This is a genomic window from Kitasatospora sp. NPDC092948 (assembly GCF_044754805.1).
In the GTDB taxonomy this organism is placed as follows: Bacteria; Actinomycetota; Actinomycetes; order Streptomycetales; family Streptomycetaceae; genus Kitasatospora.
Genome location: NZ_JBIVPU010000004.1, coordinates 291,353 through 315,755, shown reverse-complemented (window position 1 = coordinate 315,755; position 24,403 = coordinate 291,353). Strand labels below are relative to the sequence as shown.

Sequence of the window (24,403 nt, the reverse complement as noted above, 5' to 3'; positions counted from 1 at the left end):
ACCGACGGCGGCAGGTCCGCAGGGGCGGCAGGAACGACGGAACGAGGGGCGCGGGGAGGGATCTCCCTGCGCCCCTCGTTCGTCGAGAGGTCTACCGCTGATCAGCTAGCGGTGGTCAGCACGCACCGTTGTCGGTCCAGGTGCCCCACTGGCCGCTCAGGCTCGGGTCCTCGTTGGTGGTCCACCACTTGTTCGTGTAGTAGTGGCCCTTCCAGGAGACCTTGGTCGCGGTGGCGTACACGGTGGCCGCGTTCCAGCTCGGCGCACCGGAGCAGGTGCCGGCGGTGGCGGACTGCGACGGGGAGGCCGAGGCCGAGGTCGACGGGGACGCCGAGGCCGAGGTGGACGGCGACGGGCTGGCCGACTGCGACGCGGAGGTCGACGGCGACGGGGAGGCCGACTGGGTCGGGGCGGCCGGGCAGGACGCGGCGGAGCCGTTGGTCGCGCTCACCATCTTGTCGAACAGCGCGGTCTGGGTGCCCAGGTCGTACATCGAGAAGGCGAACGAGCCGCCGAGGCCGTTGCAGTGCGCGTAGTCCAGCTTGGCCTGGATCGACTGGGCGTTCTCGCCCGACCAGAAGGTGGTGCCGTCGTAGAAGTACGCGGCCTTCGCGGCGTCGTCCCAGTAGGTGTACGCCGGGTTGTCGACGAAGCCGTTCAGCTCCTTGTACATCTTGATGCCGTTGACGTTGCCCGAGTACGAGCCGCCGGCCGCCGGGCCGGTCGCCGGCTGGAACAGGCCGTGGTTGGCGCCGGCGGTGACGCCGGTCCAGCCGCGGTAGTAGAACGGGACGCCGACGTTGATCTTCTTCGCCGGGAAGCCGCCGGGGATGCCGTACTGCGAGTCACCCACGGTGTACGCCTTGATGGCGTTGTCCAGCGAGTACTTCCCGTTGCCGCCCGGGAGCGGGTTCATCGGGTCGTTCGGGTTGGTGTAGATCGGGGCCTGGTGGTTGGTCGGGCCCTTGGCCTCCCAACCGCCGTGCATGTCGTACGTCATGATGTCGAGGAAGGTCAGGTACTGACCGATCTTGTCGGTCTCGACGTACTTGATCTTGTCCTGACCGGCGCCGACCGCGGCCGCGAGGCTGTAGGTCTTGCCGTCCGTCTTGCCCTGGGCGTCCAGCTGGCTGCGGAACTCGGCGAGCAGCGAGGTGAAGTTCTGCTTGTCGTTCGGGGAGGAGTGGTTGCCGGTGTGGCCGTTGCCGCCCGGGTACTCCCAGTCGATGTCGATGCCGTCGAAGATGCCGGCGCCGGTGCCCGGGCCGCCGTAACCGCCCTGGACGGGCAGGTTGCCCTTGATGTACAGGTCCATGCAGGAGGACACGAACTTCTTGCGCGACGCGTCGGTGGCCGCGGCGTCGGAGAAGTACTTCGAGTAGGTCCAGCCGCCGATCGACAGCAGCACCTTGAGGTTGGGGTTCTTCGCCTTCAGCTTCTTCAGCTGGTTGAAGTTGCCCACGATCGGCTGGTTCCAGGTGTCGCCCACGCCGTCGACCGAGATGTCGGCGCCGAAGCTCTTCTGGTAGTCGGCGAAGGAGTCGCCCGCGCCGTCGCCCGCGTTGGGGTCGTCCTCGTTCTGCGACGCGGCCTTGTTGGCCTCGAAACAGGTGAGGTTGGTCGGGTCGATGTTCCCGAAGTCGTAGATCAGGTAGTCGAGCTTGCCGGCGGCGCCGGTGTCGTTCATGGTCTTCAGGTAGTAGCCGTTGGTGTAGATCGACCACTGGTCGAAGTAGGCCACCTTGATGCCACCGCTGGTGGCCGGCGCACCGGTCGAGTTGGTGGGGGCCGCCTGCGCGGTGCCGCCGGTCAGGGCCAGAGTGCCGCCGAGCAGCAGAGAGGCTGCGGTGCCGGCCGCGAGCGCGGCCCAGCCCTTGGGGCGTCGCCGCGTGGGCGACTCGGGGGAAACGGAACGAAGCATGGCTGCGTGACTCCTGGTTGTGGGGGTCCTGACAAACCCGGATACGAACCGTGCGAGGTGGGGCCGCACAGCCAGGGGTATGACAGGGGAATCGAGCGTTGGCCTGCAAAAACGCCAGGTCCGGGATAAGCCGAACCGGCGCCGGTGGTCTGAACCACCGGCGCCGGCCCAGGGGCTCCCTGCACCTGCCAAGTAAAATGGACTAGACCAACTCGACCGTCAAGAGCGAGATCTGACGCTTACGCCCCGCTTAAGGTTCGGTGTCCGATCAGTACCGCAGCGCATTCGCGACCACAGGCGTCACGGGAGAGTTCAACGAACGGTTGCTGTGCGCCGTGGCCTGCGCAGTCGCCCCGGCGGCCACCTCCGGCACGTTCACCACCGTGGCGTCCAGCAGGTTCCCCGACGCGTCGTCGAAGTTGACTTGAATCGTGTACTTGCCCGGCTGGGACCCGTGGTTGGTGACCGTCACCGGCACCGACAGCTTCCCGTCCGACTCCGTGGTCGCCGACCCCAGCGTCACATCGCCCTTCACGTCCAGCCCGCCCTTGACGCTCGCCAGCGCGGAGGACGCGGCGGCCTTCGCGGACTCGCCCGCCGAGGACGCCGCCGAGCCGACCTGGCCGGTCGCCGACTCCACGGCCGAGGCCACCGCCGAGGACGCCGCCCCGGCCGGCTTGCCGCTCGACGAGCAGCCGGCCAGCGCCGAACCCGCCAGTGCCGCCGCCAACCACACGGCGGCCACCCGGACCTGTCGCTCCATCAGCACATCTCCCTCTTCTCGTCGCGGCGCTCAGGAGAGCCCGGTGCCGTTCTCGCGGGCCGCCTCGTCCGCGGCCCGGGCCTCCCGCCTGCGCACCACGTCCTGACGGCGCGCCACCACCGCGGCGGCGCCCAGCGCGCTCGCCGTGAACGCCAGCACCCCGACCCACGGGCGGCCCAGCGCGTGCCCGGAGGCGGCGTCCAGCGAGTAGCGGCCCGGGCCGGTGACCGCCAGCGCCAGGCCGCAGGCGCCCAGCAGCGCCGGGTACTCGTAGCCGCCGCCGTGCGCGAAGAAGCCCGCCGGGTAGTGCACCGCGATCGCGCCCGCCATCGTCCCGGCGACCACCGACCCGGCCACCGGCGTGGCCAGGCCCAGCGCGAGCAGCGCGCCGCCGCCCGCCTCGCCCACGCCCGCCGCCAGCGCGTTGCGCTCGCCCGGCTCGAAGCCCATCTGCTCCATCGCCTGTGCGGTGCCCTCCGGCCCACCGCCGCCGAACCAGCCGAACAGCTTCTGCGCGCCGTGCGCGAACAGGACACCGCCGACGACCGAGCGCAGTGCCAACAGACCGAGATCCTTGCGGTGCAGACTGGACATGGTGTTGCCCCTGATGTGGAAGAGAAGACCGTAGGGCCCATCCCAGCGTGCGCACCGCCCCCGCTCGACCCGGCGAACCCATCCGGGCTACCCGCCCCACCCCGCAGGGAGACTCCCGATGCCCACCGCACCGCAGCCGCCCGAGTACGTCCTGCACGGCGACCGGGTCACCGACGAACCGAGCCTCTGGGCCGAACTCGGCCACGCCGTGCACGCCCCCGACGGCTACTACGGCAAGAACCTCGACGCGCTCGCCGACGTCCTGCGCGGCGGCTTCACCCCCGAACCGCCGTTCGTGCTGGTCTGGCGCCACGCCCTGGTCTCCGCCCAGGCGCTCACCCGCCGGGTGATCGGCCCCGACGACGAGGAGCGCTCCTACTTCGACGCCGTCCTCGACGTACTGCGCCAGGGTGGCGTCACCGTCCGGCTGCGCTGACGGCCCATCATGGGCCCATGTCGGCGATCAACCTGAGCACCGTCTTCGTCACCTTCTTCGCCGTGGTGGGCCCGCCCAAGGTGCTGCTGGCGTTCGCCCAGCTCAGCCAGACCCGCACCCCGGTCGAACTGCGCCGGCTCACCCTGGTGTCCTCGCTGGTCGCGGCGGTGGTCGGCCTGGTGCTGGCGTACACCGCGGACGTGATGGCCTCGCTGTTCCACATCTCCGACCAGTCGCTGCAGATCGCCGGCGGGGTGATCTTCTTCATCTACGCCGTCGCGCTGGTGCTCGGCGTCCACCTCGGCGGCGGCGCCAGCGAGGGCCACCTCGCCAACCCCCTGGCCGACGGCATCCGCGAACTGCTCCTGCCGTACGTGGCCAGCCCGCTGGCGATCACCGCGCTGCTGGTCGAGTCGCTCACCCGGGACAGCCTCGAATGGCACTCCACGGTCGCCGCGATGTACGTCGCGGTGATCGCCGTCGACTGCGTGTGCGTCCTGCTGCTCGCCCCGCTGCTGCGGGCCAGCCGGCGCACCTCGCTGGAGGTGCTGTCCCGGCTGCTCGGGCTGCTGCTGGCCGCCGTCGGCGTGGAGATGTTCCTGTACGGGCTGGAGAGCCTCGGCGTCCACCTGGCCCCGTCCAAGAACGGCTACTGACATCCCGCCACGACGCCCGGACCGCCTGCGACGACGCCCGGACCGCCCGTCACGACGCCTGGATCGCCCGCCACGGCACCGGGCTGGAGAGGATCATCGAGCTGGTCGGCTGCCCGTACCCGCCCAGCCGGTCGGTCAGCCGCTCGAAGGCCGGCATGTCCGGGACGCCGACCAGCAGGACACAGCAGGCGCCGCCGGTCACCCGGTGCAGCTGGAAGACCTCCGGCCAGTGCGCCACCTCCGGGTCGCGCAGCACGCAGCGCGGGCCGTAGCACTGCACCGTCACCAGGGCCATCACCGCGGCCCCGGCCTTCGCCGGGTCCAGGTGCGCGTGGTAGCCGGTGATCACCCCGTCCGCCTCCAGCCGGCGGACCCGCTCGGCCACCGCCGGCGGCGACAGGTTCACCCGGCGGGACAGCTCGTTGTACGACAGGCGCGCATCCGCCTGGAGTTCGGCCAGCAGCAGCCGGTCCACCGCGTCCATCGGCAGCTCCTTTGCGTTCGTCAGGCGATCGGGGCCCAGTACCTTGCGAACGGCAGGCCAATGCCGCCAACCGGGCTACGACGCCCATTCAAGAGCAGGCCGCCGCGCCGCACAATGGTGGCGCCCGCCGCACCCCGGAGCGGGCGGAACCAGGAGGCACCGACCATGACCGGGCAGACCCACCGGCCCCACCTGACGTTCGGCGGCGACCGGAAGAGCGGCGTGTCCACCCCGTACGCGCAGTACGTGCACCTGACCGAGCTGCACTCGCTCCAGCAGCCCCGCTCCGCCGAACCCGCGGAGTACACGTTCATCGTCACCACCCAGGTGATGGAGCTGCTGTTCGACCTGCTGCACCGCGAGTGGACCACCGCCCGCGCCGCGCTGCGCGAGGACGACCTGACCGCCGCCACCGCCGCGCTGCGCCGCGGGCAGCACACGCAGGACGTGCTTGTCTCCTCCTGGGACCTGCTGGCAGCCATGACGCCGGCCGAGTTCAACGCGTTCCGGCCGGTGCTCGGCGAGGCGTCCGGCTTCCAGTCCTCGGCGTTCCTGCGGCTGGAGTTCCTGCTCGGCAACAAGAGCGAGCGGCTGCTGACCATGTACCAGGACTCCCCCGCCGAGTACGACGAGCTGTTCACCGAGCTGCGCACCCCCAGCCTGTACGACGAGGCGCTGGCCGTGCTGGCCCGCCGCGGCCTGCCCATACCCGCGGCCGCCGCCACGGCGCGCCGCGAGCACGACGACACCGTCGAGGCCGCCTGGCGCACCGTCTACACCGATCCGGCGCTGGCCGACCTGGCCCGGCTCGGCGAGGCGCTGCTCGACACCGCCGAGCGGGTCACCCGCTGGCGCCAGCGCCACTACTCCGCCGTCAAGCGCACCATGGGCGGCAAGCCCGGCACCGGCGGCTCCTCCGGCCTGAGCTGGCTCAAGCACTCCGCCGACCAGGACGTCTTCCCCGAACTGTGGTCCGTCAGGAACGAACTGTGACAACTGTGGCTCCCACCCGCGAGGAGTGCGTCGCCCGCGACGCCGCCGACCCGCTGCACCACCTGCGCGAGCACTTCGAGCTGCCCGAGGGCGTGCTGTACCTCGACGGGAACTCGCTCGGCGCACTGCCCCGCGCCACGCCCGGCCACCTGGCGAAGGTGGTCGCCGAGGAGTGGGGCGCCGGCCTGATCCGGTCCTGGAACGACGCCGGGTGGTTCCACCAGCCGGGGCGGCTCGGCGACCGCCTCGGCGCGCACCTGCTGGGCGCGGCGGCCGGGCAGGTGGTGGTCTGCGACTCGACCTCCGTCAACCTGTTCAAGGTGCTCGGCGCGGCGCTGCGACTGCGCCCCGGGCGCGGCGCACTGGTCGCCGAGCGGCACGCGTTCCCCACCGACCTGTACATCGCGGACGGCCTGGCCGGGCTGTACCCGGGCACCCGGCCGGTGCTGGTGGACTCGGCGACGCAGCTGGACGCGGCGCTGGACGCGGACACCGCGGTGGTGCTGCTGTCGCACGTCGATTACCGCACCGGCGAGCTGCTGGACATGGCGGCCGTCACCGAGCGGATCCACCTGGCCGGGGCGCTCGCCGTCTGGGACCTGTGCCACACCGCCGGGGCGCTGCCGATCGAACTGGACGCGGCGGGCGTGGACTTCGCGGTCGGCTGCGGCTACAAGTACCTGAACGGCGGGCCGGGCGCGCCCGCGTTCCTGTACGCCGCCGAGCGCCACCACGCCGACGCCCGGCAGCCGCTGACCGGCTGGTTCGGGCACGCCCGGCAGTTCGACTTCGAGCCGGGCTACCGGCCCGCCGAGGGCGTCACCCGGTTCCTCACCGGGACGCCGCCGGTGCTGGGCCTGGCCGCGCTGGAGGCCTCGCTCGACGTGTGGGAGCTGGCCGATCCGGCGGCGGTGCGCGCCAAGAGCCTGGAACTCTCGGATCTGTTCCTGGAGTTGACGGCGGACCTGGACGTCGAGCCGGTGACGCCGCGTCAGTACGAGCGCCGCGGCAGCCAGGTGGCGCTGCGGCACCCGGAGGGCTACCGGATCGTCCAGGCGCTGATCGCCCGCGGGGTGATCGGCGACTTCCGGGCGCCCGATCTGATGCGGTTCGGCTTCACCCCGCTGTACCTGTCCCGGGCGGACGTGCACGACGCGGCGACGGCGCTGCGCGCGGTGCTGGCCTCCGGGGAGTGGCGCGAGGACCGGTTCGCCCGGCGCGGCGAAGTCACCTGACGGGTGTCGGCGACAGGCCGAACGGCCGGGCCCCGGTGGGGACTCCGGCCGTTCGGCCCGTCAGGTGCGACGGGTCAGTGGCGGCGGCTGCGGTTGCGGCGGGCCAGTACCACGGCCCCTCCGCCGAGGCCGAGCAGCACCACGGCGGCGCCGGCCACCGGGGCGACCAGGCTGCTGCCGGTGTTCGCCAGCCCGCCGCCGGGCCGGTGGCTCGGCTCGGGGCGCTCGCCGTGGGTGGGCTCGACGCTCTCCGACGGCTCCGGGCTCTCCGTCTCGGAGGGCGACGGGCTCGGGCTCTCCGACTCGCTCGGCGAGACCGAGGGCGACGGCGAGGGGCTCTCGCTCTCCGACGGGGACGGCGAGGGGCTCTGCCGGCAGGTCGGCAGGTCGCCGTCGAACGGGTAGGCGTGGATCTCCGTCCCGGCGGTGCCGGTCTGCAGCAGGTTGCCGGCCAGGTAGACGCGGCCGTTGGTGCCGGGGTTGGAGAGCGTGACGGTGCCGGCCGGGTTGCCCGCCATGACCGAGCCCTGGAACTGGGCGCCGCCGGAGATCGTCGCGTCGGCGGAGGTGGGGAAGTTCCACATCAGCAGCGGCTGCATGTCCGTCAGCTGGTCGCCGGGGAAGCCGGTGCCGGTGTTGGTGCGGATCAGCACCGGGTCCGGGCCGATCATGTTGACGATCACCGTCGCGCCGGGCGGGACGTTGGCGAACACGATGTCGGCGGCGGCCGTGTCGCTGCCGATGTTCCGGTCGACGTTGAAGATCTGGCGCATGCTCAGGCCGTCGCCGGTGAAGGTGTACAGGTTGCCGTCGACGGTCAGTTCGCCGGTGGCGGTCTGCTCGGCCATGCACGTCGAGTCGGACTCGATGACGGTGGTGAGGCCGAGGAACGGCTCGATCGCCGCCGGGTCCTGGCGGGCCGCGCCGGGGCCGGAGAACTCCAGGATGCCGCTCTCGGTGGTGCCGTACGCCAGGTTGCCCCAGCGGGCCGGGTCGCCGCCGCCGAGCTGCACCCGGTTGCCGGTGAGGACGTCGACGGCGCCGCCGACCGTCACGTGGTCGGTGCCGGGCGGCGGTGCGACCTGGGAGCCGACGCCGACCACGCCCATGTTGAACAGGCCGCCGCCGTCCTTGTTCACGGTGAGGTCCTTGACCGTGACGATCTTCCCCTCGGCCTCGGCGGCCCGGCCCTCCACCGTGTAGTTGCCGCCGACGAAGATGTTGATGGTGTCGTCGGTGCCGGCCGCGGGGCCGCTGTGCGGCGGCTGCGGGAACGGGTTCGGGCAGTCGCCGACGCACCGGCCCAGCGGCGGGGCCAGTGGGTCGGCCTGGCCGAGCGAGGAGAGGGTGACCAGCGGGGCGGCGATCAGCGCCGCCACCGCCGCGTACCGGACCAGCCGGTTCCTGGGACGAGCGCCGTGTCGCACGGACACCCCTTTCGTTGACGGTGGGTCAGCAGGGCAGCAGACCGCCCCCAGCGAAGTCGTTTCTGCATATGAAATTCAGCCACCCGGTGACTGACACGCCGAAAGATCACTCGAACGGACTAAGTTGCTGGTGCACCGGTGACGGCGCCCGCCCGGACAAGGAGACCCGTGTCGAACCATCCGCTCGCCCTGATCGCCACCACCGCCGAGGTCCTCGCCCGGCCCGACGCCGACGAACGGCTGCTCGCCGACTTCGAACGCGAACGCGCCGACCGCTTCCGCCGGCCCGCCGACCGCGACGACTACGTCGCCGCCCACCTGCTGGTCCGGTACTGCGCGGCCGCGCACCTCGGCATCGACCCCGCCGACGTCGCCTTCGGCCAGCAGTGCCCCGGCTGCGGACTCGCCGGGCACGGCCGGCCGCTGCTCACCGACCGGCCCGCCACCCACCTGAGCCTGTCCCACACCGGCGGGATCATCGCCGCCGCGGCCGGCCCTGTCCCGATCGGCGTGGACGTCGAGCACCTCGGACCGCGCACCACCGACCCGGCCTCGCTCAGCCGCGTGCTCAGCCCCGCCGAGGACGCACTCGTCCGCAGCCACCCCGACCCGACCCGGGCGTTCCTGCGCCAGTGGGTGCGCAAGGAGGCGCTGATCAAGCTCGGCCGGGCCACCCTCGACAACCTCACGTCGATCGACCTGTCCGCGCTCCCCCTCGACCCGCCCCTCCAGCACCGGCACGAAGACCTGTACTACCTCGAACTCACCACCGACCAGGCCGTGTTCACCGCGGCAGCCACCCTGCCGACCACCCTGGGAGAGCTCTGACCCCGGGCCCGCGCTGCCGGTCCGCCCGGCCGGACGGGCCCTGCCGTCGACGCCGGCCTGTGCCTGGAGCTGCCGCCCGGCGACTCGCCGCAGCCGGGGAGACGCCGGCCCGGCATCCGCAGGCGCGCGGGGCGCGGGCCGTCGCGCGGGGCGGGGTGCGGGTGCGGCGGCTCTCCGGCCGGGGACGCCCCGGCCGGTTGTCGGTGGGGCGGAGCAGACTGGAGGCATGTGCCGAAGCATCAAGACGCTCCGCCCGCCGATGACGCCCGACGCCACTCCCGAGGACGTGCACGCGGCGGCGCTCCAGTACGTCCGGAAGATCTCCGGATTCCGGGCGCCGGCCGCGCACAACCGGGAGGTGTTCGACGCGGCGGTGGCCGCCGTCGCGGCCGCCACCGCCGAACTGCTGGCCGGGCTGGAAGTGCGCGGCGTCACGCCCCGTTCGTCGACCCCGGCCGGATGACCATCAGCACCAGGACGACCACCCACAGCAGGTTGAACAGGCCCGCGGTCATCGGCAGCATCTTCAGCATGCCGGTGGCCCGGGCGGTCTCCGCCTCCTGGTTCTCGGTGGCGTCCAGCGCGTCCACGGTGGCCTGCTGACCGGGCAGCACGAACAGCAGCAGCACGCCCGCGGCGACGCCCGTCAGCACCATCGAGGCGATCAGCCAGGCGTTGCCCAGCACGCCCATCGCCTGCGCCGTACCGATGCCCAGCACCGGCACCGCGATCCCGATCAGCGCGTAGATGTTGCTGATCCGGTGCAGCAGCCGCACTGACGCCTGCGCGGTGACCTGCTCCGGTCCGGCCGCCAGTGCGGCCTTCGCCTTGCGCGGGAACATGCTCACCGCCACCGCGACCGGGCCGACGGCCAGCACGGCGACCACCAGATGCAGACTCAGCAGGAACTTGGCCATCGCCGGCGCAACCCTTCAAAAAACCACGGGAACGACATCGCCCGCCACGCTAGCAGCGCTTATCCGGGGCCCTTGCGGGCCCCGGCGGGCGCTACGCGCCGGTCGGGAGCGACGGCACGCGGGACAGGATCCCCTCCGTGTCCAGGCCGGTGGGCAGCGTGCCGTAGGCGAGGCCGGACCGGCCGGCGAGGCGGGTGGCGGTGAAGGCCTCGGCGACCGCGGGGTGGCCGTGGCGGAGCAGCTGGGACGCCTGGAGGGTGAGGGCGAGGCGTTCGACCAGGTGGCGGGTGCGGTATTCGAGGTGCTCGGGGTCGGCGAGGTCCTTGCGGAGGTCGGCGACGGCGGTGTCGAAGTGGCGGTCGAGCCCGCTCGCGGTGTCGAGCTCGGCGAACACGGCGGCCACCGATTCGGGCTGGCGGGCCATCGCGCGCAGCGCGTCGAGGGCGGCGACGTTGCCTGAGCCCTCCCAGATCGACACCAGGGGCGCCTCGCGGTAGAGCCGGGGCATGCCGGACTCCTCGACGTAGCCGTTGCCGCCCAGGCACTCCAGGGCTTCGGCGGCGTGCCCGGGGCCGCGCTTGCACACCCAGTACTTGGCGACGGCCAGGCCCAGCCGGCGGAACCGGGCTTCCTGCTCGTCACCGGCGAGGGCCCGGTCGGTGGCCTCGGCGAGCCGCATGGCGATCGCGGTGGCGGCCTCCGACTCGACGATCAGGTCGGCCAGCACGTTGCGCATCAGCGGCTGCTCGACCAGCGGCTTGCCGAACGCCCGCCGGTGGGTGGCGTGGTGCAGGGCGCGCAGGGCGCCGTACCGCATCGCGGAGGCGGCGCCGGTGGTGCAGTCCAGCCGAGTCATGTTGACCATCTCGATGATGGTCCGCACGCCGCGGCCCTCTTCGCCGACCAGCCAGCCCACCGCGTCGTCGTACTCGACCTCCGAGGAGGCGTTCGACTTGTTGCCGAGCTTGTCCTTGAGCCGTTGCAGGCGCAGCGCGTTGCGGCTGCCGTCGGGCAGGACCCGGGGCAGCACGAAGCAGGACAGGCCGCCCGGGGCCTGGGCGAGCGTCAGGAACAGGTCCGACATCGGGGCGGAGGTGAACCACTTGTGGCCGGTGAGCCGGTACGTGCCGTCGCCGGCGGGGACGGCCCGGGTGGTGTTGGTGCGGACGTCGGAGCCGCCCTGCTTCTCCGTCATCGACATGCCGGCGATCAGCCCGCGCTTGCCGTGCGGCTCGCGCAGCCCGAAGTCGTACTCCCGGGCGGCCAGCAGCGGCTCGTAGGCGGCGGCGAGTTCGGGGCTGGTGCGCAGGGCGGGCACCGAGGCGTACGTCATCGAGATCGGGCAGGTGTGCCCGGCCTCGACCTGTCCCCAGACGTAGAACTTGGCGGCGCGCGCGGTGTGCGCGCCCGGCCGGTCGTCCTGCCAGGGCGCGGCGTGCAGGCCGTGTTCGACCGCGGTGCGCATCAACTCGTGCCAGTACGGGTGGAATTCGACCTCGTCGACGCGGTGGCCGTAGCGGTCGTGGGTGTGCAGCACCGGCGGGTTGTCGTTGGCGAGCCGGGCCCAGTCGGCGGCCTGCTCGGTGCCGGCCAGCGTGCCGAGGGCGTGCAGCTCGTCGGCGGCCCAGCCGGCCCCGGCCCGTTCCAGGGCGGCCAGCAGGGTGGGGTCCTCGGCGACGTCGTGCCCGTACGGGTCGGGCACCTGGTTGGTGACCTCGTGAGTGCTTGCCATCAGTGCCCTCCCAGGGCGCGCAGGGTGAAGGTGACGAGCTCGGGCAGCACGGTCTCCGGCGGCTGTCCGTCGGTGAGCGGCCCCACCAGCGCCTCGCCGACCGCGCCGACGATCGCGGCAGCGGTGAGTTCGGCGCGCTGGGCGGGGAGTCGGCCGCTCGCCACGGCCCGGTCGACGCGGCCGGCGATCAGGTCGCGGAACGCCCGCCGGAACACCAGGCGCTCCGCCTCGACCACCCGGTCCGCCGGCTCGGCGAGCAGCGCGTACGCCAGCCGCGGCGACTTCAACGCCCGGGCGGCGAAGGTGGCGACCACCGCGGCGACCCCGTCCAGCGGATCGGCGGCGCGCTCGGCGGCCTCGGTGACGGCCTCGATCTCGCGGCCGCACACGGTCCGGAACAGGGTGACGGCGAGATCGGCCTTGCCGTCGAAGTGCTGGTACATGCTGCCGGTGGCGATCCCGGCCCGTTCGGCGACGGCCGCCATCGAGCATCCGGCGTACCCGCGCTCGGCGAGCAGGGCGACGGCGGCCCGGAGGACGGCCTCGCGCTGACCGTCGAGCCGGGCCTGGACGGCGGCGGTGCGTCGGTAGGCCATACCAAGGATTGAAGCACCGATTCATCGCTTCAGGAAGGGCCGTGCACGGCGGAACGGACGACCGCCGGGGGCTCGGGGAGCGGCGGGGCCGGGCCGGCCGGCGATCAGCGGGGCGCCGGGCGTTCCGCCGCTGCGGGCCCCCTCGCCCGCCGGCGGTTCCGCCGCTGCGGGGCGCGTCCCCTCACCGCCCGCCGATCGCTCGCAGCGCGAACGGCAGGAAGCGGTCGGCGGTGTCCTGCGCCGCCGCCGCGTCCACCTGATCGGGTCGCGGCATCAGCAGGAACCGGCTCATCAGCGGCCCCACCACGACCGCCCCGAGCAGCTCCGGGTCGGCGACGGGCGCGATCTCGCCGCGGTCGACCGCCCGCCGGACCGCCTCGCCCACCCGCCGGTGCACGGGCTCCAGGAACGCGGCGGTGAGCGCGTCCGCCAGCGCGACGTTCTGCGCGGCCTCCCCCACCAGCGCCTGCATCAGGCGCCCGGCCTCGCCGGTGAGCGCGGCGGCCTTGTCGCGCAGCAGGACCCGCAGGTCGCCCTCCAGGGCGCCGGTGTCGGGCTGGGCGTGGACGTCCTCGACGTGGGTCGCGGCGGCGGCGATCACCAGTTCGTCCTTGGAGGACCAGCGGCGGTACAGGGTGGCGGTGGAGACGCCCGCCCGGGCGGCGACCGCGGCGGTGGTCAGCGCGCCGTAGCCGTTCTCGGCGAGGACGGCGAGGGTGGCGTCCAGGATGGCCCGGTCGCGTGCGGCGTCGCGCGGGCGGCCCCTGCGCGGCGCGGTCTCGGCCGCCGGTGGCCGGGGCGTGCGCGGGCCGTCCGGGGTGGCGGGGGGTGCGGTGCGGGTCATGCGCCCCAGCCTACGGGTGAACCCGAAACGAAACGAAAACACTTCGTTTCGTTTATTCTCGACGGCATGAACGCTCCCACCGGCGTTTCCACGCCCACCGACGCCCTCCGCACCGACGCGGCCGCGACCCTCGCCCGCCTGAACGCCGCCTTCGCCACCGGCCGGACCAGGCCGCTCGCCCGGCGCAAGGAGCAGCTCCGCGCGCTGCGCCGCCTGCTGGTCGAGCAGGAGGAGGTGTTCGCGGCCGCCCTGAAGGCCGACCTCGGCAAGAGCCCGGCCGAGTCGTACCTCACCGAGATCGGGTTCACCGTCAACGAGATCGACCACACCCTGCGCCACCTGTCCCGCTGGCTGCGCCCGCGCCGGGTCCCGGTGCCGCTGGCCCTCGCGCCCGCCCGGGGCCGTACGGTGCTGGAGCCGCTGGGCACGGTGCTGGTGATCAGCCCGTGGAACTACCCGCTGCAACTGGCGCTGGCCCCGCTGATCGGCGCGATCGCCGCGGGCAACTGCGCGGTGGTCAAGCCCAGCGAGCTCGCCCCGGCCACCTCCGCGGCGCTGGCCCACTGGCTGCCGCGCGTCCTCGACCCGCAGACGGTGGCCGTGGTCGAGGGCGGCGTGCCGGAGACCACCGCCCTGCTGGAGCAGCGCTTCGACCACATCTTCTACACCGGCAACGGCACGGTCGGCCGGATCGTGATGACCGCCGCCGCCCGCCATCTCACGCCCGTCACGCTGGAGCTGGGCGGCAAGAGCCCGGCGGTCGTCGACCCCGGCGTCGACCTGGCCGCGGCGGCCCGCCGGATCGCCTGGGGCAAGTTCATGAACGCCGGTCAGACCTGCGTCGCCCCCGACTACATCCTCGCCGTCGGCGACACCGCCCCCGCGCTGGAGGCCGCACTCACCGACGCGATCCGGGAGATGTACGGCGACGACCCGGCCGCCGGCCCGGACTACGGGCGCATCGTCAACGAGCGCCACTTCGACCGGCTGACGGCGCTGCTGGCCGACGGACGGACCGTCACCGGCGGCGAGCACGACCGCGCCACCCGCTACCTCGCGCCGACGGTGCTGGCCGACGTCGACCCCGCGTCGCCGGTGATGCAGGAGGAGATCTTCGGCCCCGTCCTGCCGATCGTCGGGGTGCCCGACCTGGACGCGGCGATCGCGTTCATCACCGCCCGGGACAAGCCGCTGGCGCTGTACGCCTTCACCGCCTCGGTGACCACCCGGCGCCGGCTGACCGCCGAGACCTCCTCGGGCGCGCTGGCCTTCGGCATCCCGAACGCCCACCTCTCCGTCCCCGGGCTGCCGTTCGGCGGGGTCGGCGAGAGCGGCCAGGGCGGCTACCACGGCCGGCTGTCGGTGGAGACGTTCAGCCACACCAAGGCGGTGCTGTCCAAGCCGCTGGCGCTGGACACCCTGCGGCTCGCCTACCCGCCGTTCACGGCCGGCAAGTCCCGGCTGCTGCGGCGCTTCATGTAGGTCCGGACAGCGCGCAGCCACCCGCGGAGGGGTGACGCGGGTGGCTGCGCGCGGTGGGCTCGGCTACGGGCGGGGCAGCACGCAGCCTGCCCGAGTCAGGTCGAGCACGTTGCCCGGGGCGAAGCAGTTCGGGATGGTGTAGGTCTCCTCGGCGTAGCCGATGCCGGGGTGGATCGTCACCGCGCCGTTCTGGTCGACCTCGCACGGGTTGTTCAGCGTGCAGGTCTGGCCGTCCTCGTTGCCGGTGTTGTTCACGGCGACGACCTGGCCGGTGTTGACGTCGACCACCGGGGAGCCGGAGGTGCCGCCGATGGTGTTGCAGGCGGAGGTGTAGCGCAGCGAGTCCTTCCAGGTCCAGCTGCTCTCCTTGAGCTGGTAGGCGAAGCCGTCCACGTTGCAGGAGTAGATGGTCTTCCAGTAGCCCGACGGCACCTTGATCGCGCTGCCGGCCACCGGGTGGGTGGTGGACATGGTCAGCGGGGAGATCCCGTAGGTGTTCTTGATGCTCGCGTACGTGCTGGTCAGCCGGTAGATGGTGACGTCGGTGTCGGTCATCGTCGAGTACACGACCCGGTTGGCGCGGACCGTGCCCAGGCTGCTGCCGCTGCCGCTGAGCAGGGTGAAGCTGCGGGTGGACGCCTTGTCCGTGATCACCTGGCCGGCGGCCGGCATGCCGGTCTCCAGGCAGTGGCCGTTGGTGAGGATCAGTCCGGGGTCGGTGTCCACGGATGTGGGCATCCGGATCAGCGAGCCGGAGCAGTTGCTGAGCGCGACCGTCCCGGCCAGGTTCACCGTGACGGCGGACGCGGGGGTGGCGGTGACCAGGGCGGTGCCGGCGAGCAGGACGGTGCCGAGCGCGCCGATGAGCGGCTTCTTCATGAGGGTTGCCTCTCGGGATGTGGGGTCCCACTGGAGTTCCCCTAAATTGGCGCGCCCATGACATGTTGTCAAGAGTCCCGGCACGCAAGGCTTTCCCCCGGCCGCGCCGACCCGGCCCTCCCCACCGCCAGGACCGGCCGCCCCCACGTGTCCGTTTTTCACCACGCACTGTCGGCCCGGCACCTCGCCCACCGGCGAAGGCCCGCCGTACGGTCGAACAGCAGACGGAAAACGGCAAGAGGAGACAACCCCCATGAGCACCATCACCCTGTACGGCGCCACCGGCACCATCGGCTCCCGGGTACTCGCCGAGGCGCTGCGCCGCGGCCACACCGTCACCGCCGTGGTGCGCGACCCGGCAAAGCTGACCGTCACTCACCCGGCGCTGACGGTGGCGGTCGGGGACGTGCTGGACCCGGCGTCGGTGGCCGAGCACGCCAAGGGCGCGACTGTGGTGGTCAGCGCGGTCGGCGGCGGCGACGGGCCGGGCCACCAGGCGCTGATCGCCCCGTCCTTCGAGTCGCTGGTCGCGGGCCTGCGCACGCTGGGCACCGACACCCCGCGGCTGATCACGGTGGGCGGCGCGGGCTCGCTGCGCACCCCCGACGGCAAGCAGGTGTGGGACGCGGAGGGCCTCCCGGAGTTCCTGCTGCAGATCATGCACGCCCACGGCGACGCGCTGGACTTCCTGCGCACCGTCACCGACCTGCGCTGGACCAACCTCTCCCCCGCCGGCGCCATCGCCCCCGGCGAGCGCACCGGCGCCTACCGCGAGGGCCTGGAGGACCTGCTGATCGGCACGGACGGCGAGAGCCGGATCTCCACCGAGGACTACGCGGTGGCCCTGCTGGACGAGATCGAGCAGCCCAAGCACATCGGGGAGCGCTTCACCGTCGCCTACTGACGGCAGCGGGCCGCACCACCAGGGACGCGAGGAGCGACCGGGCGCGAGTCCAGGGGCGCCGGGGGTACCCCCGGGCGAAGCCGAGGGGGCGGAACTGCGCGAGGGGGAACGCACCACGTCCGCAAGATCGCGACGCAGGACGATGACCTGCACTTGATCGCGACCTTGCGGACGTGGCTTGCGTTTGTCGCGCAGTTCTCCCCCCCCCCCAGCCCCGGCGGGCCGGGAGGCGCCCCCACGCGCCCCTGGTCGGTCTCAGTCGGGGATGACCAGGGCGGGCGTCTCACGCGTGAGAATCTCGCCGCGGAAGAACGCCGGGCTGCGCCGCGTCATCACGGCCATCACGACCAGGCCCAACGCCAGCAGGCCCGCGCCGACCACGAAGACGCTGCCGATGCCGAACACCGAGCTGCCGCTGCCGTAGGACGGGTTGATCATGTCGACCAGCGACTTGCTGAAGATCGCGGCCAGGGTCAGGCCGCCGATCAGCGGGAAGATCACCTTGAGCACCGCGTCGCGGACCGAGTTGCGGAAGTCGCCGCGGAAGTACCAGGCGCAGGCGAACGCGGTCAGCGAGTAGTAGAAGCAGATCATCAGCGTCAGCGCGGCGATGGTGTCGGCCAGCACGTGCGAGCTGACCATCGTCATCACGGTGTAGAACGCGCCGGTGCCGACACCGGCCGTGATGATCGCCCGGCCCGGCGTCTTGTAGCGCTCGTTGACCTCGGTGAAGGAGGACGGCAGCGCCTCGTACACGCTCATCGCCAGCACGGTGCGGCTGACCGGGATGAAGGTGGTCTGCAGGCTCGCGGAGGCGGAGGCCAGCACGGCGACGAACAGCAGCACGCCGAGGACCGGGCCCATCACCGGGCCGGCCAGCACGGCGAGCACGTTGGAGGAGGTCGACGGGTTGCCGAGGCCGGTGCCGGTGGTGCCGACGCCCGCGTACATCTGCACCGCGACGGCGGTGAACAGGTAGGAGCCGACCAGCACCACCATGGCGAGCATCGCGGCCCGGCCGGGGGTCTTGTCGCTGCCGCCGGTCTCCTCGTTGGCGCTCAGACAGGCGTCCCAGCCCCAGTACATGAACAGCGAGAGCGACAGACCGGCCACGAACGCAGTGAAGGAGCTGGCCGCGAACGGATTGAGCCAGCTCCAGGAGAAGTGCAGCGACCCGGCAGCGCCGTGGCCGGTGGCCTTGACGATCGCCATCACGCCGAACAGACCGAGGACGACCAGTTGAAGACCCACCAGGGCGTATTGGACGCCCTTGGTGGCGGTCATGCCGCGGTAGCTGATCATGGTCGCGATCGCGATCAGCCCCAGGCAGGTGACCACGTGCACCAGCTTGTTGTCGTTGAGCTGGGTGACCGCGTCGCTGCGGGTGATCTCGCCGAGCAGCAGGTACAGGTACTCGGTGGCGACGCCCGCGAGGTTGGACAGCACGATGATCGTGGCGATCACCAGGCCCCAGCCGCACATCCAGCCGATCTTCGGGCCGAACGCCTTCACCGTCCAGGTGAAGGAGGTGCCGCTGTCGGGGATCGCCTTGTTCAGCTCCCGGTAGGCGAAGGCCACCAGCATCATCGGCAGGAAGCCGGCCAGGAAGAGGGCCGGCATCTGAAGGCCGACGGCGGCCACGGTGGTACCCAGCGTCGTCGTCAGGCAGTACACAGGGGCGACCGTGGACACGCCGATCACGGCGTTGCCCAGCAGGCCCACCGAATTGCTGTTGAGGCCCTTGGAGCGGACGCCGCCAGGGGCGTCCGAGCCGGTGGCGACGTCGGCGCCGGCTCCCGGGCGATTGTCGAGCTGAACCATGCGGGAACCGTAACTCCCACTGTTTCCGCAGCGGACCACGGCGGAAGCCCGCCGTTCGCCTGCGTTTCGTCAACTGATAGGCTCAGTTTCCGTTGATTGCATGATCCTTTAGCGGGTAACGCCTTCGTTTCATCCCTGTAAACGGCGTATTAACCCGGGACGAAAACCGCAGCTCAGCCCTTTTCGGTCCTTCCGGGCATCGGTATGAGAAACGACACATACCCGCCCAGGATTGGAACCGGCCGCCCGGACGACGCGTCAGCGACCGTTCGGACACCTCTGGTTTATCCCTCCCGCGGGCCCCTATGGTTCCCCCGTCACTCCAGGGAGGGGACCGGTATGACCGGCGTGCTGACGTCCGACACCGAAATCCGCACCGTCCGGTCCGGACGGCCGGGGCCGGGGCCGGTCCGCTGCTCCGTCGGCGACCTGCTGCTCGCCGATCTCCCCGTCTCCGTCGTCCTCTTCTACGACCGGCTGCTCGACGCCGACGCCCTCGCCACCGGCCTCGCCCGCGCCCTGGCCCGGCTGCCCGAGTTCGCCGGCCGCCTGCGCACCGCCGACAACGGCGACCTCTGCATCGACACCGACGACTCCGGCGTCCCCTTCACCGTCGCCGACGCGCCCCACACCCTCACCGAGGCCTTCGACCGGATGGCACTGCCCGCGAGCGGCCTGGTCGACCACGTCCGGGCCGCCGAAGCCCGCCGGACCTGCCTGCCGCTGCTCACCGTCCGGCTGAACCGCCTCACCGACGGCACCTGCGCCCTCGGCATCTCCTGGCACCACGCCGTCGGCGACATGCACACCTTCGCCCTGCTGCTGCGCACCTGGTCCGCCTGCACCGAGGGCACCGAACCGCCCGCCCTGTCCCCCACCGCCGACCGCGAACTCCAGCTCGACGCCCACCTGCCCGCCGAGGACTGCGGCGTCCCCTCCCTCCGACTGCCCGAACCCGCCGAGGCCGCCGAACTGCAACGCACCGTGGCCGCCGCCGGCCTCGCCAACCGCACCGTGCAGATCTGGTTCGCCCCCGCCGAGACCCAGCGCCTGCGCACCGCCCTCGCCGCCGAGGCCGGCCGACCGCTCTCCGTCAACGACGCACTCTGCGCCCACCTGCTGCACGTCCTGCGCGAACTCGACGGCCACCAGGACCAGGAACAGACCCTCACCCTGCCGGTCAACCTGCGCCGCCCCCTCGGCCTGCCCGACGGCGCCCTCGGCAACCTGCTCGGCGAGATCCGGCTCCCCTGGCGGCCCGGCACCACCCCCGCCCGGTACGCCGCCGAGCTGCGCGGCGCCGTCGAGGAGTTCACCGCGCGGCATCTCTCCACCCGCAGCAACCTCGACTTCCTGCGCCGCATCGGCCGGGACCGGATCGCCGACTGCGTCCCCGCCGGCTTCGACCCCGCCCGCCGCACCCTCACCCTCTCCAGCTGGTGCCGCCTCGGCCTGCAGGACCTCCCCCTGACCGGCCACCGCCCCATCGCCTTCAGCCCCGCCGCCACCCTCCAGCTCCCGTGGAGCTCCTGGCTGGTCGAAGGCCCCGGCGGCGAAGGCCTCCTCTACACCCTCGTCCTCCCGGCCCGCCCGGCGGCAAAACTGCGCAGCGCCACCGCTCTCCTCCACGCCTACCGCGAGCCGTCCGACCCCCTTCCTGCGGTCGGCCCGCGCAAACTGCTCTGACGCGCCCCGCCTCCCCCCTTACTTCCTCCGCTCCCCTTCCCCGCTCCCCTTCCCCGGTCACCGCGTCCGTGGCCGGCTCGCCGGTCGGATCCCCGTCTCCCCGTCGCGGTGCCGAGCCTCGATCGTCATGACGCCAGCGCCCGCTCCACTGCGCGCAACGCGGCGTCCCACGGAAACGGCCGGGCGTCGCCGGTACCGGGCTCGCCCGGGACGAAGCCGTCCTCGCCGAGCAGGACGTGCACGCCGGCCTCGCGGAGGGTCGCCACGCTGCGGGCGAACTGGGGGTGGGCGGCGAGTGCCGCGTTGACGCACGGCATGACCAGCACCGGGATGCCCTTGCCGAGCGCCTCCGCCGCGTACCCGACCACCCAGGAAGTGGTGAGGCCGAGCGCCAGGCTGTTGAACGAGTTGAACGTGACCGGGGCGAACAGCACCGCGTTCGGCGGCGGCAGCACATCCGGCTGGCCCGGCCACCGGTACGCCGACTTCACCGGATACCCCGTCAGTTCCTCCAACCCCGGCACCTGCGCCTCCAGCCACCCCCGCGCCGTCGGCGTCAGCCCGACCGCCACCTCCCACCCCCGCCCCCGGGCCTCCCGCACCACCTCGGGCAGCCCGAACACCGCCCCCGCCCCCGACCCGAACAGGTACACCACCGGCCGCCCGGCCCCGCTGCTGCGTTCCATCCCGCCATGCAAGCGGGCCGGCGCCGGCCGCCGCAATCCCGCCCGAAGACCCTCGACGTGGCCGCCCCGTGCGTCCCCTGGCAGGACAGGTCGGCGGTAACCGCCGGTGATCGAACAACCGAGCCCCGTTCGAAGATTTGACCCGTCATCAAGTCTCCTTCAGTGCAAGGATCTTGAGTGACACGTGAGTACGGCGGCGGTATCCTTGCGAGGCTGATGATGGTTGACGGAGGGTAGCAGCCGTGCTACATGTGCCGCACTGGCAAAGCTTCGCGTGCGGGGCCGCAGGGGGCGCCTTGATCTCTCTCGTCACGCTGTACCGCCATCTGCAAACGAGAAAAGAATGGCCGTGGCGAGTGAAGAACGGCCCGACCCTCCCCATGTATTTGACGGGCGAGACAATCAGGGTCGTCATTGGCGCCGCTGTCGCATGGGGGCTGGCAGAATCCGGCCCACTCGGTGTTCTCGGCGCATTGATGGCCGGCGCAGGCGCGCCCGCCATTCTTGACCAGTGGCAGCGAATGGGGCCTCAAGCCGCCCTTTCCGGCGGGGCTACGACGAGCGGTGCCAGGAAGCCGCCCCGCCAGGTGAAACGCGAGCCCAAAATAAACTCGCCCGCGAGTGAACCGCTCGAAAGCCTGTCAATCTCGGCAGCATCTGAAAGCGGGTCGTAAAATGACGACTGAATTGTCGGATGTCATGGCCAGGCGCGGCCCGGGGTACGAGACCGACGCTCCGGCCAGTTGGGCCATGCCTCGGCACTCCCTGGGCGGCCGCCTCCTCGACTCGATCACCCACAGCGGCCCGGGATACTGTCCCGCGTCCACGGAAGAAATCGCCGAAATCTCTGCTGCGCAACGCCACGTCAAGGACAACATCGTCGAGATCCTCGCGAGGTCGATCGCGGATCTCGTGTCCCTCAAGGTGCATCTCGAAAAACTCGGGAACGGCACCCAGAGCGAGCAGGACCACCACAAGAGAGAATTCGAGACCGGCATCCGCAAGATCAGCCGGAGATTCGACTCCGATTGGCCGCCCGCCCTCCAGGCCCTGAAGGATTCCGTCGGCCCGCTCGACTTCCGCGAGCGCCGCCTGATCAAGCGAATGTCCAGGTTCGGAAGGGTTGCTTCCGGGCTCCTGGCCGACCTGGCAGCAGAAACCCGGAGAGAGCAGAAGGCCCCTGTCGAAATCCGCACGACGACACCGCCGCGGAGGATGCCGTCCGGCCGACCGATCACAGCCGACCAGGTGAACCGCTCACTGGTGAGCCTCCTGCAGGCTGCAGCCAGATAGCACCGACGGCTCCGCAAGCCCATTGACGCCGGGCTGCCACGTCAGAAGCCCCGGACCGTGATCGGTCCGGGGCTCTGACGTGTCGGGCGGGGCAGCGCGGCGTCTCAACCGCGGTAGCTACGGAGCGCTTTGCCCGCCCCGCCGGCCGACTTCAGGATCGTGTTCTCCGCCAGCAACTTGATGATCTCCGCCGCCTGCAGGTTATTGATGGACTCGAGGCGGCCGAGCTTCGACATCAGGCTGCGAAGCTCCACCTTCCGCCCGAAGAATGCGGCACCGGCAACCGCAAGGCTTGCACCTACCGCCCCCATGACCACGCCCTTGATGGTCGCGCTCCGCTCGGACCTGGCCTCAGATGCCTCGCTGCTACCGGCGTGACCCGCCTCCTGCCAGTGCTTGTGCAGGGCAACGAGGTCACTTGTCGCGTACGGGCATGACTCGCATTTGTCACTGCTCATCGGGCGATGATCCCACCGTGAAGTGGCCGGGGAGGGTGGACGGCGAAACAGCCCGGCCGATTGGCAAGACGGCCAGCACTGGTGGTAATGAGGAGCGCCAGGTCAAACGGGTCTCGGGAATCCCACCCGGGCAGCCCAGGATGGGGCACGGGCCGAACTACGGAGACCCGGCCACGCTGCCCGCACGACGGTCAGCGAACGACCGGGCCCTGCCCCGACCGCCAGTCCGACAGGCGCTTGCGGATGCTGGGCACCATCGGCAGCTCGTCGGTCTGCTCGGGCGTGAACCACGCAACCTCGAACGACTCGTCGGAGATGTGGAGTTCACCGCCGACCGGCCGGCCGAGCAGGCAAATGCTGAACTCCTGGCGGACCTCGCCGTCGTCATAGGCGAAAACATGTTTGGGGTTGGTGTAGGTGCCGACGATCCCGGTGATCTCGATGTCGAGGCCGGTCTCCTCGCGGGTCTCCCGGATCCCACAGCCGGCCAGGGACTCGCCGAGGTCCATCCTGCCACCGGGCAGGGCCCATTGGCCGTTGTCTGTGCGACGCTGAAGCAGGACCCGTCCGTCGCCGCCGACCACCACCACCGAGGCGGCCGGCACCAGCGAGTTGGCCGTGGGCGCGCTCGGGTCGTCTTCGTAGTCACGCCTGGGCATGAGCGTCCTCCGTCGCCGGGATCGTCCACACGTCATGGCCGCGCCCCCAGAGGTCCTCGACGTGGCCGGCGAATCGGTCGAACACGCCGTCGTCCTGGGTCCGCCGCAGGTGCATCATCGGGGCGTCGCGGCCGATCCTACCGGGCAGCAGAGGCGTGACGATCATGTCGTCGTCGAAGCGGAACACCGAGAGCGAGACGTGTCCGGTCTCGTAACGGGCCTCAACAGCCGTGTCCTTCAGCATGGCCAGTTCGGACAGCGTCACTTCGATCCGGGTGGACAGGGTGAGCGGCACGTCCTCCTCCAGCTCGCGCTGTCGGGTCACCGGGGATGCCGGGTCGCCAAGGATAAATCGGACCCGACACCCCTGGGAGACCTTCCTCCGCAACACATCACCGAACCGGGCCTGCTCCAGCCACAGGAAGTAATTGGTATAGCCGGCGAACGTCAGCTCCCGTTGCGCCTTGCCGATCAGCTGCCGCCAAAGCGAGGCGGGGGCCGCCGACCGGTACGGGTACATCTGGACGAGCTCCCGGTCGGGGCCGCATTTGACCAGCGGCTGAACGGACGGCCAGAGCATGGTCTCCTCCTCGCCGAGGGCCCGGCCGACCGCGGCACGGTGGCGGGCGTGGGGCACACGCGTCGGGCTGGCGATCCATCGGGCGACCGTTTTCGGGTCGACTCCGCACAGGCGCGCGATCTGGGACTCCGTCACATGCGCACGGACCATGGCCTGCCTCAGCGGTTCGTTCACCGGTTCGCCTCTCTGGCCTGCAGGGACGAGTCAAGGTGTACCAGTCAGATGTCCCAAACGTCCCTGAAACGTGGTGTGTTCGTCCTGCGGGGTGGCCGACCATCATCGTGTCGGGGCGCTGTCCGACACGACACGATCAGCATGGAGTCGAACATGGGCAAGACAATTCGGCGAGACGTTCGATCCCGAGCGGGGCACCCAAACGGCACGACCGGCGGCAAGTGGTACGCCCCGTGCGGCAGCTGCCACCGATGCCTCACCAGCATCGGCCGCGATGTCTGTCCGGCCGCGTCCGACTGCTGGGGCGCCTACCTGGACGCCGTCGCGCAGGAGCGCGTGTGAGCGAGCAGCCCGC

Annotated in this window: 25 protein-coding genes; 10 read left to right on the top strand and 15 right to left on the bottom strand. The window is 71.7% G+C overall.

The genetic code is table 11. The annotated features are described in order from the left end of the window. Window positions 1-115: 115 nt before the first annotated feature. The 3 genes from ACIQF6_RS15095 to ACIQF6_RS15085 all read right to left on the bottom strand — a co-directional run bounded on the left by ACIQF6_RS15095 (window position 116) and on the right by ACIQF6_RS15085 (window position 3,278). Window positions 116-1,921, bottom strand: a complete 1,806-nt coding sequence (locus ACIQF6_RS15095; protein WP_400894490.1) for a glycosyl hydrolase family 18 protein — start codon at window positions 1,919-1,921, stop codon at window positions 116-118. 268 nt (window positions 1,922-2,189) lie between these two features. Next, entirely contained in the window at window positions 2,190-2,684 is a 495-nt protein-coding gene (locus tag ACIQF6_RS15090) for an FxLYD domain-containing protein (protein ID WP_400894488.1), read from the bottom strand. Window positions 2,685-2,714: 30 nt separating this feature from the next. Continuing rightward, window positions 2,715-3,278 (bottom strand): DoxX family protein, encoded by a 564-nt coding sequence (locus tag ACIQF6_RS15085; RefSeq protein ID WP_400894486.1) that lies wholly within the window; start codon window positions 3,276-3,278, stop codon window positions 2,715-2,717. 118 nt (window positions 3,279-3,396) lie between these two features. Between ACIQF6_RS15085 and ACIQF6_RS15080 the strand changes: the two genes are divergently transcribed. Beyond that, entirely contained in the window at window positions 3,397-3,714 is a 318-nt protein-coding gene (locus tag ACIQF6_RS15080) for a barstar family protein (RefSeq protein WP_400894484.1), read from the top strand. Between the two features lie 17 nt (window positions 3,715-3,731). Continuing rightward, on the top strand, window positions 3,732-4,370 hold the full coding sequence (locus ACIQF6_RS15075; protein WP_400894482.1) for a MarC family protein: 639 nt from the start codon (window positions 3,732-3,734) through the stop codon (window positions 4,368-4,370). 49 nt (window positions 4,371-4,419) lie between these two features. Here ACIQF6_RS15075 and ACIQF6_RS15070 read toward each other — a convergent pair whose 3' ends face one another. Continuing rightward, complete coding sequence (locus ACIQF6_RS15070) at window positions 4,420-4,854, bottom strand: Lrp/AsnC family transcriptional regulator (RefSeq protein WP_380370872.1); 435 nt, start codon at window positions 4,852-4,854, stop codon at window positions 4,420-4,422. Window positions 4,855-5,019: 165 nt separating this feature from the next. Here ACIQF6_RS15070 and ACIQF6_RS15065 point away from each other — a divergent pair, with 165 nt between their 5' ends. Together ACIQF6_RS15065 and kynU are read left to right on the top strand one after the other, a co-directional pair. Beyond that, a complete protein-coding gene (locus ACIQF6_RS15065) occupies window positions 5,020-5,847 on the top strand; it encodes a tryptophan 2,3-dioxygenase (RefSeq protein WP_400894480.1) in 828 nt (275 codons plus the stop codon). A gap of 5 nt (window positions 5,848-5,852) precedes the next feature. Then, window positions 5,853-7,082, top strand: a complete 1,230-nt coding sequence (gene kynU / locus ACIQF6_RS15060; RefSeq protein ID WP_400895331.1) for a kynureninase — start codon at window positions 5,853-5,855, stop codon at window positions 7,080-7,082. A gap of 74 nt (window positions 7,083-7,156) precedes the next feature. Here the strand turns inward: kynU and ACIQF6_RS15055 are convergent, their stop codons facing one another. Continuing rightward, entirely contained in the window at window positions 7,157-8,509 is a 1,353-nt protein-coding gene (locus tag ACIQF6_RS15055) for a choice-of-anchor A family protein (RefSeq protein ID WP_400894478.1), read from the bottom strand. A 168-nt stretch (window positions 8,510-8,677) separates the two neighbouring features. On the opposite strand from ACIQF6_RS15055, the gene ACIQF6_RS15050 reads away from it, so the two are divergent. Both ACIQF6_RS15050 and ACIQF6_RS15045 read left to right on the top strand, forming a co-directional pair. Then, complete coding sequence (locus ACIQF6_RS15050) at window positions 8,678-9,337, top strand: 4'-phosphopantetheinyl transferase family protein (RefSeq protein WP_400894476.1); 660 nt, start codon at window positions 8,678-8,680, stop codon at window positions 9,335-9,337. Window positions 9,338-9,563: 226 nt separating this feature from the next. After that, complete coding sequence (locus ACIQF6_RS15045; protein ID WP_043913756.1) at window positions 9,564-9,800, top strand: DUF2277 domain-containing protein; 237 nt, start codon at window positions 9,564-9,566, stop codon at window positions 9,798-9,800. Here the strand turns inward: ACIQF6_RS15045 and ACIQF6_RS15040 are convergent. The 4 genes from ACIQF6_RS15040 to ACIQF6_RS15025 all read right to left on the bottom strand — a co-directional run bounded on the left by ACIQF6_RS15040 (window position 9,769) and on the right by ACIQF6_RS15025 (window position 13,426). Then, window positions 9,769-10,254 carry a hypothetical protein gene (locus tag ACIQF6_RS15040; RefSeq protein WP_400894474.1) on the bottom strand — a complete coding sequence of 162 codons (486 nt, stop codon included), beginning with the start codon at window positions 10,252-10,254 and terminating at the stop codon, window positions 9,769-9,771. The two genes, ACIQF6_RS15045 and ACIQF6_RS15040, sit on opposite strands and share 32 nt — an antisense overlap. Window positions 10,255-10,345: 91 nt before the next feature. Next, window positions 10,346-11,986, bottom strand: coding sequence for an isovaleryl-CoA dehydrogenase (locus ACIQF6_RS15035; RefSeq protein ID WP_400894472.1), 1,641 nt, complete (start codon window positions 11,984-11,986; stop codon window positions 10,346-10,348). Beyond that, a complete protein-coding gene (locus ACIQF6_RS15030) occupies window positions 11,986-12,582 on the bottom strand; it encodes a TetR/AcrR family transcriptional regulator (RefSeq protein WP_400894470.1) in 597 nt (198 codons plus the stop codon). The genes ACIQF6_RS15035 and ACIQF6_RS15030 overlap by 1 nt, the downstream gene beginning before the upstream one ends. Window positions 12,583-12,763: 181 nt before the next feature. Then, window positions 12,764-13,426, bottom strand: coding sequence for a TetR/AcrR family transcriptional regulator (locus tag ACIQF6_RS15025; RefSeq protein WP_400894468.1), 663 nt, complete (start codon window positions 13,424-13,426; stop codon window positions 12,764-12,766). 66 nt (window positions 13,427-13,492) lie between these two features. Here ACIQF6_RS15025 and ACIQF6_RS15020 point away from each other — a divergent pair, with 66 nt between their 5' ends. Continuing rightward, a complete protein-coding gene (locus ACIQF6_RS15020; RefSeq protein WP_400894466.1) occupies window positions 13,493-14,908 on the top strand; it encodes an aldehyde dehydrogenase family protein in 1,416 nt (471 codons plus the stop codon). Between the two features lie 63 nt (window positions 14,909-14,971). Here ACIQF6_RS15020 and ACIQF6_RS15015 read toward each other — a convergent pair whose 3' ends face one another. Next, window positions 14,972-15,787 carry a serine protease gene (locus tag ACIQF6_RS15015; RefSeq protein WP_400894464.1) on the bottom strand — a complete coding sequence of 272 codons (816 nt, stop codon included), beginning with the start codon at window positions 15,785-15,787 and terminating at the stop codon, window positions 14,972-14,974. A 253-nt stretch (window positions 15,788-16,040) separates the two neighbouring features. Between ACIQF6_RS15015 and ACIQF6_RS15010 the strand changes: the two genes are divergently transcribed. Continuing rightward, entirely contained in the window at window positions 16,041-16,691 is a 651-nt protein-coding gene (locus ACIQF6_RS15010; protein WP_400894462.1) for an NAD(P)-dependent oxidoreductase, read from the top strand. Between the two features lie 255 nt (window positions 16,692-16,946). Here the strand turns inward: ACIQF6_RS15010 and ACIQF6_RS15005 are convergent, their stop codons facing one another. Continuing rightward, on the bottom strand, window positions 16,947-18,512 hold the full coding sequence (locus ACIQF6_RS15005) for an APC family permease (protein ID WP_400894460.1): 1,566 nt from the start codon (window positions 18,510-18,512) through the stop codon (window positions 16,947-16,949). Window positions 18,513-18,851: 339 nt separating this feature from the next. On the opposite strand from ACIQF6_RS15005, the gene ACIQF6_RS15000 reads away from it, so the two are divergent. Next, window positions 18,852-20,198 (top strand): acyltransferase, encoded by a 1,347-nt coding sequence (locus ACIQF6_RS15000; protein ID WP_400894458.1) that lies wholly within the window; start codon window positions 18,852-18,854, stop codon window positions 20,196-20,198. A 125-nt stretch (window positions 20,199-20,323) separates the two neighbouring features. Here ACIQF6_RS15000 and ACIQF6_RS14995 read toward each other — a convergent pair whose 3' ends face one another. Next, window positions 20,324-20,884: a flavoprotein gene (locus tag ACIQF6_RS14995; RefSeq protein ID WP_400894456.1), complete on the bottom strand. Its 561-nt coding sequence runs from the start codon at window positions 20,882-20,884 to the stop codon at window positions 20,324-20,326. A 621-nt stretch (window positions 20,885-21,505) separates the two neighbouring features. Between ACIQF6_RS14995 and ACIQF6_RS14990 the strand changes: the two genes are divergently transcribed. Next, the gene (locus ACIQF6_RS14990) at window positions 21,506-22,177 is read left to right on the top strand and encodes a hypothetical protein (RefSeq protein ID WP_400894454.1); all 672 of its coding nucleotides are present in this window, start codon (window positions 21,506-21,508) and stop codon (window positions 22,175-22,177) included. A 104-nt stretch (window positions 22,178-22,281) separates the two neighbouring features. Here the strand turns inward: ACIQF6_RS14990 and ACIQF6_RS14985 are convergent, their stop codons facing one another. The 3 genes from ACIQF6_RS14985 to ACIQF6_RS14975 form a co-directional block, all read right to left on the bottom strand. Continuing rightward, window positions 22,282-22,635, bottom strand: a complete 354-nt coding sequence (locus ACIQF6_RS14985) for a hypothetical protein (protein ID WP_400894452.1) — start codon at window positions 22,633-22,635, stop codon at window positions 22,282-22,284. A gap of 191 nt (window positions 22,636-22,826) precedes the next feature. Continuing rightward, window positions 22,827-23,294: an NUDIX hydrolase gene (locus tag ACIQF6_RS14980; RefSeq protein WP_400894450.1), complete on the bottom strand. Its 468-nt coding sequence runs from the start codon at window positions 23,292-23,294 to the stop codon at window positions 22,827-22,829. Next, window positions 23,281-24,048 carry an XRE family transcriptional regulator gene (locus tag ACIQF6_RS14975; RefSeq protein WP_400894448.1) on the bottom strand — a complete coding sequence of 256 codons (768 nt, stop codon included), beginning with the start codon at window positions 24,046-24,048 and terminating at the stop codon, window positions 23,281-23,283. The genes ACIQF6_RS14980 and ACIQF6_RS14975 overlap by 14 nt, the downstream gene beginning before the upstream one ends. Between the last annotated feature and the right edge of the window lie 355 nt (window positions 24,049-24,403).